This is a genomic window from Desulfonatronum sp. SC1, assembly GCF_003046795.1.
Taxonomy (GTDB): domain Bacteria; phylum Desulfobacterota; class Desulfovibrionia; order Desulfovibrionales; family Desulfonatronaceae; genus Desulfonatronum.
Window position 1 is genome coordinate 1 of sequence record NZ_PZKN01000061.1, and the last position, 6,920, is coordinate 6,920.

The window sequence follows — 6,920 nt, forward strand, 5'->3', positions numbered from 1 at the left end:
GGCCGGGTGGGAAACCCGGTGCCCCCGGTGGAAAAGGCATCTCCCTGATCAAATAGCGGCCTTTTCGGCCTCTGACCCTTATTCGACGAAGGGCGGCGGAATATTGTGCACCGCCGCCCTTTGTTCGTTCATGAGATCCACCACCATGCGCGATCTGCTCCCCCTGCTTCCCCGCCCCAGCCAGTACCTGGGCACCGAGCCCAACGCCGTGCACAAGGATCCGACCCAGGTGCGGGTGCGCGCGGCCCTGGCTTTTCCGGACCTTTACGAGGTGGGCATGTCCTACCTCGGAGGGCGCATCCTTTACCATGCGGTGAACGCTCATCCGGAATTCTGGGCCGAACGAGCCTTTGCCCCGCCCCTGGAAGCGGCCCAGATTCTGCGGGACTCGAAAACACCCCTAAGCACTCTGGAATCCGCCACCCCCCTGGGTGATATGGATGTCCTCGCCTTTAGCCTGACCCACGAACTGTGCTACACCAATGTGCTGTACATGCTGGACCTGGCGGGGATCCCGTTTCGCTCCGAGGACCGGGACGAAAGCCACCCCCTGATCCTTGGAGGCGGCGGTGTGGTCTTCAACGCCGAACCCATGGCCCCGTTTTTCGACCTGTTGGTGGCCGGGGACGGAGAGGAGGCCCTTCCGGAAATCCTGGCCCTGGTCGACCGCTGCAAGACCCAAGGCATGTCCAGAGCCGAATTCCTCCAAGCGGCCCGGAATATCACCGGCTGCTACGTGCCGTCGTTTTTTGCCGCCGGACCTGAAGACGTCGCAAGCCCCTCGTCTGTGCCCCAGCCTCTTTATGCCGACTACGCCCAGGTGGAGAAACGCATCCTGCCGGACCTGAGCGCCGCGGACTTCCCCACGAACCAAATTGTTCCCTTCGGGCCGGTGGTCCATGATCGCCTGAGCATCGAAATCGCCCGGGGCTGCACCCGAGGCTGTCGGTTCTGCCAAGCCGGGATGATCTATCGTCCGGTCCGGGAGCGCCGCCTGGACGAACTGGACCGGATCATCCAACAGGCCTTGGACCGGACCGGGTTTGACGAACTCTCCTTTCTCTCCCTAAGCACCGGAGACTTTTCCTGCCTGGACGCCCTGTTCCAGCGCAGCCATGCCCGGTGTCGGGACCGGCAGGTCTCGGTCTCCCTGCCCTCGCTCCGGGTGGGCTCGGTCAGCGGCCAGGTCATGGACATGATCGCCGGCATCCGCCGCACCGGCATTACCCTTGCCCCGGAAGCCGGGAGCCAGCGTCTACGAGACGTGATCAACAAGAACATCACCGAAGAGGCTCTGCTGGACCATACCCGCGAGCTCTTCACCCGGGGCTGGTCCGCGGTGAAACTCTACTTCATGATCGGCCTGCCCACGGAAACGGACGAGGATTTGCAGGCCATCGTGGACCTCTGCCTGAAGGTGGCGGCCACGGCTGGAGAGCGGGCCAAACGACTGCAAATCACGGCTTCCATTTCCCCCTTCGTACCCAAGCCTCAGACCCCGTTCCAATGGGAGGAACAGATATCCTTCGAGGAAACCCGACGACGGCTGAACAGACTCAGAGATCTCTTCCGGCCTCGCAAGCGGCTGGTGATGCGCTGGCACATGCCGGAAATGAGTTACCTGGAGGGCGTCTTTTCCCGCGGAGACCGGGCCCTGGCGGACGTGGTGGAACGAGCCTTTGCCAAGGGCGCGCTCTTTTCCAGTTGGGCCGACTCCCTGAGCCTGGAGTCCTGGTTGGGGGCTATGCGGGAATGCGGCCTGGACCCGGACTGGTACCTCCGGGCCAGAGACCCGGAGCAGCCGCTGCCCTGGGACCACATTTCCAGCGGCATCCGCCGCTCCTTTCTGCTGCGGGAGCGCCGCCTGGCCCTGGAGGGCCGGACCACGTCGGACTGCCGCCACGGCAAATGTCTGGGCTGCGGCGTCTGCACCACGACCAAGGTCAAGACCGCGCTGCGCCGCCAGACCGGTTTGGATATTCGGCCCCGTGTGAACCAGGATGAGCAAGTCGGCGGCTTGCCCCCGGGGCTGGGGGATGGGACGGATGGGAGTGATGGGCTAAATGGGAAAAATGGGACGGGAGGGGAGCAGCCTGAGGAGGACTTGGACCGTACACCAGGGCAAGGCCCTGAAGACCTGGGCGCCAAGGCCAACGCCCTGCGCATCGTCTACCGCAAGCTCGGCCCGGCTGTCTATTTCAGCCAACTGGAGCTGACCAGGCTTTTCGAGCGCTGTATGCGCCGAGCCGGGGTGGCCATGAGTTTTTCCCAGGGCTTTCACCCCATGCCCCGGATGTCCTTCGGACGGGCGTTGCCAGTGGGCGTGGGCAGCGTACGCGAGGAAATGGTCATCGTGCTGCGCGCACCCATGTCCGCCGCCGACCTACGCGCCCGACTGGCCCCGGAAATGCCCAGGGGGCTGGAAATTCGCGGTGTGGAGAACGCCCCACTCAACGGCCGGGCCGATCAACCGGTCTTTGAGGAATACCTGCTCCACCTCCTGGACCGCGATGCGCCGTCCGTGACTGAGGCAGTGACCCGATGGCGGTCGTTCCTCTCCATGGACCAGTTCCCCTTTGCCAGGAAGACCAAGCGCGGCTCACGGGAAATCAATCTCCGAGCCCTGTTCCGATCCATTCGCTTCCTGGACGTAAACCGTCTCCGGCTGCTTTTCGACTTCCGTGAAGACTACCTCAACCCCTGGACCACCATCACGGCCGTGACCCCGGAACTCTCCTTCCGGTCCACCCGGCTGATCAAGATCCGGGGGCTCTCCGGTGACGCGGCCAAAAGGGCCGTTTCCGGATAAAAACCGGGTCAGGTCCGACGCGTCACCCGCTCCAGGGCTTGCTTCAAGCCCGCCATGTCCACCGGCTTGGGCAGGTAATCATCCATGCCCGCGGCCAGGAACTTTTCCCGGTCCCCAAGCATGGTGTAAGCGGTCAGGGCAATGATCGGCGTACGCCGATGAGAGGGCTGAGGAATGAAACTTGAAACCTGAGGGTCGGAACTCCGGCTTCTGACTTCTGACTCCTGACTCCGGATCCTTTTCGTCGCCTCCACCCCGTCCATCACAGGCATCTGCACGTCCATCAGGATTACGTCGAAGTCTTGGGCCGCGTGCAGCTCCAGGACCCGCCGGCCGTCCTCGGCCAGGATCACCGTGTGTCCGGCCTTTTCCAGCAATAGCCTGATAGGCAGAGCATTGGATGGATCGTCCTCGGCCAGCAGGATGTGCAACTTCCGCTTTGCTTCAATCCCTTGCCCCGTCTCCTGAAGCTTGAGGACGCTCTCACCGGCAGGCAGCTTGAAGGGCAGGACCACATGCACTTGCGTTCCTTCTCCCGGCTGGCTGTTGATCACGATATGACCGTCCATCAGGCCCACGAGGCGATTGACAATTGCCAGGCCAAGTCCCGCGCCCTGAAACGGTCGGGTGTAGGAGCCGTCCACCTGGACAAACGGTTTGAACAGGTCGTTCAGTTTATCATCGGGGATACCAATGCCAGTGTCGGATACGGAGAACCACATCCCGCAGACGTCATCCTTGCCCGCGGGCAACGGGGACATTTCCAACCGGACATTTCCCCGTTTCGTGAACTTCAAGGCGTTGCCCACCAGATTGAACAGTATCTGTCGGACCCGCGTTTCGTCGCCGACAAGCCGGAAAGGGGTGGCGGGATCAGTGACGCATTCCAGTGCCACGCCTTTGTCCCGGGCCGTGATTTTGAACAGTTCCGTCACGGAATCGACGAGTTCGTCGACCACGAATTCCGCCTCATGAATCGCCATCATGCCCGCCTCGGCCCGGGACAGGTCCAGGATGTCGGAAAGCAGGTTGGTTAACCGATGGGCCGACTTTATGGTCAACTGCACGTGTTGTTGCTGCTCGACGTCCAGAGTGGTGGTCTTCAAAAGCTGCATCATGCCTATGATGCCGTTGAGCGGAGTACGGATCTCATGACTCATGTTGGTCAGGAATTCGGATTTGGCACGGTTGGCGGCCTCGGCCTGTTGCTTGGCCTGGATCAGATCGGCCTCGGCCTGCTTGCGGTCGGAGATGTCCAGGCAATGGCCGATATAGCCGAGAAAATTCCCCTGGGCGTCGTAGCGGGGAGCGCCATCGTCCAGCAGCCACCGGTATTCTCCGTCGTGTCTGCGTAAGCGGTAATCCATGCTGAACGGCTCACGGCGGCCAAAGGACGTGGTATAGACGTACAGACAACGATCAAGGTCGTCGGGGTGGACGCCCTCGACCCAGCCGTCGCCCAGTTCCTGCTCCAGGGGCCGCCCGGTGAAGGCCAGCCATGGCTGGTTGAAGTCGTCGCACATCTTGTCCAGACCCGAGGTCCAGATCAGGGCCTGGCCGAAGTCGGCCAGGGTTTTGTAACGCTGCTCGCTCTCCTTGAGCGCTTCTTCAGTCCGCTTTCGCTCGGTGATGTCGCTGATCGCCACGCGGCTCACCGGCGCGCCGCCTGCCGCTTGAGCGGCGGTTGCCGTCAGGTGCGCCCAGAAGACCGAGCCGTCGGCTTTCACCAGGCGCAGCTCACACGTCCGGGCTTCACCCGACTCAAAAAGTTTCTTGCGGTGCAGGTAGTAAATGTCCTGGTCCTCATTGAAGATGAAGCGGGAGATCGGCTGCATGACCAACGCGGCGCGATTTACACCCAGCAGGGTAACGGCGGTGAGGTTGGCCTCCAGGATCAGTCCCTTCTCGCTGACCGTGACGTAGCCCACCGGGGCCAAGTCGTAGAGGTCGAAATAACGCGCCCGCCCCGCATCAAGCTCCGCCTGGACGCGACGCAATTCCACGTTCTGCATCTCCAGTTCGATCTGATGCACCCGCAGTTCGTGGAACATCTGCTGGATGGCTTCGGGGGAGTGCGCGGGCAGGGAGACCGGCTCCATGCCCCCGGCCTGCTTCTCGGCCCGTTTGCGCAGGACCGCCACGTCGACGGGCGTCTGCCTGGGATCTTGCTTCATGTCGCTCATGGTCCTTTATTCCCTTGAGTACTTTCCGCAGGGCGTTCGGGCGGCGGCGTGCGGCTTCAGTTCTTGATCGGCAATGAAAATTTGAAAATGCTTCCCTGGCCTGGCGTGCTCTCGACCCAAATGCGACCACCTTGCATCTCCACGAATTCCTTGCACAGGATCAGCCCAATGCCGGAACCGGGTTCGCCCTTGGTGCCGATTCGCGACGTGGTCTTGTCAAGGGAAAAAATTTTAACCGCCGCGCCGTGATCCATGCCCACGCCGTTATCCTGAACGGCAATGACGACCGTGGCCTCGTCACGTGTCGCCTGGATGGACACGCTGCTACCGAGGCTGCTGAACTTGAGGGCGTTGGAGAGGAGATTGCGCAGCACAATGTCGAGCATACGCCGATCACCAAAGACCTTCACATCGGAGGGTACGGTGTAACGCATGGCTATTTTCTTCTGGTCGGCCACGGTTTGCAGCGACTCCGTGGTCCTGAGGATCAAGTCTTCCAAGCCAATCTCATCCGGTTCAAACATGATCATCCCGCGATTCAATCTGGACCACTCCAGGAGGTTCTCCAGCAAGGAAAACATTTTTTCCGCGGATTCCTTCATACTCACGGCATATTTATGCATCTCATTCGCTGAATAATCCCTGACATTGTCCACCAGCAACCTGGTCAACCCAATAAAACCGGTCAGGGGGCTCCTCAGATCGTGGGCGATGATGGAAAAGAACTTATCTTTTTCAGCCAACGAAAGCTGGAGTTGTTCATTCACTCTAGCAACTTCCAGTTCCGCGTTTTTACGCTCGGTGATGTCGCTGATTACGATGCGGCAAGCGGATGCGTTCTCGGTCTTGGCAAAAACACTCTCCAGGCGCGCCCAAAAAAACGTGCCGTTCCGCTTCAGCAACCGCAGCTCGTATTCCTGTGGTTCACCGGTTGCGAGAAGCTGCTTGTTTTTCAAATAGAAAATGTCCTGATCATCTTTGTGGATGAACCGGGAGAGCGGCTTATTGTTCAGATTGCCGCGAATCACGTCCAGCATTCTTATGAAGGTCAGGTTGGCTTCCTGGATCAGTCCGTTGTCGTCGACCGTGCAATAGCCCACCGGGGCCAGATTGAAGAGGTCGAAATAGCGTTCCCGGATCGCGTCCAGTTTGGCCTGTGTTTGGCGCAGATCTTCGTTTTGCAACTCCAGCTCGATCTTGTGGACGCGCAGTTCGTGGAGCGTTCGCCGAATTTCCTCAGGAGCCTGAGCCTCCAGCCCCTCGGCCGACCAGATGTCCGTGCTTCCAATGACATCCTCGGCCCGCCGACGCAAAGGAGTCCGGTCCGGGCTTGCGCCGTCCCCCCTTGGGAAAAAGCCTGTCTTGCCCGGACTTGCTTTCCGCTTGGCCACCATTACTCCTCTCATGATTTGCTTCCCTTCGTGTCATTGAAGGTGAATTTGTCCCGGGCACTCATCCTGGACCGTTACACAGCCACGAAAATATCACGAACTGAAATCAAATTGTAACTGGTCAGCAGAGCCAGACAAAAAAAACCTGGATACCGGCATTCGCCGGTATGACGGAAGATGCAATGATCTACTTTCATCAGTCATTCCGGCGAAGGCCGGAATTCAGGTCTTTTCCGCTGTATTCAATAGCTCCCTCTCTCTCTTTTGAGCACCTACATTTGCTGAGTAGTTACTTCAAATTAGACGTATGGACTGTAACAGGAGTTTAACAGATTGAACGTCATTTTTTTTGAAAACGCAAGTGATTTCGGTGTGTTAAGTCGCCAATTCCTGTAAGACCCCACTGCTCACTCCGTAGCCCATGGCCTTCAGTATCTGGGCCTGGGCGTCGCTTGGTTCCTCAAGCTTGCGGGTCGCTTTTCGTGCCCCGGCATTCCAACAAAGACATGAATGGAGTGTGCGCATCTGCTGCATTGT

3 protein-coding genes are annotated in these 6,920 nt (G+C 59.8%); 1 reads left to right on the top strand and 2 read right to left on the bottom strand.

Going from position 1 to position 6,920, the window contains the following annotated elements; genetic code table 11:
- Positions 1-145 precede the first annotated feature (145 nt).
- On the top strand, positions 146-2,809 hold the full coding sequence (locus C6366_RS18255; RefSeq protein ID WP_107740606.1) for a TIGR03960 family B12-binding radical SAM protein: 2,664 nt from the start codon (positions 146-148) through the stop codon (positions 2,807-2,809).
- 8 nt (positions 2,810-2,817) lie between these two features.
- On the opposite strand, the gene C6366_RS18260 is transcribed toward C6366_RS18255, so the two are convergent.
- Both C6366_RS18260 and C6366_RS18265 read right to left on the bottom strand, forming a co-directional pair.
- Positions 2,818-4,992 carry a PAS domain-containing hybrid sensor histidine kinase/response regulator gene (locus tag C6366_RS18260; protein WP_107740608.1) on the bottom strand — a complete coding sequence of 725 codons (2,175 nt, stop codon included), beginning with the start codon at positions 4,990-4,992 and terminating at the stop codon, positions 2,818-2,820.
- Between the two features lie 56 nt (positions 4,993-5,048).
- On the bottom strand, positions 5,049-6,398 hold the full coding sequence (locus tag C6366_RS18265; RefSeq protein ID WP_107740610.1) for a PAS domain-containing sensor histidine kinase: 1,350 nt from the start codon (positions 6,396-6,398) through the stop codon (positions 5,049-5,051).
- Positions 6,399-6,920 lie beyond the last annotated feature (522 nt).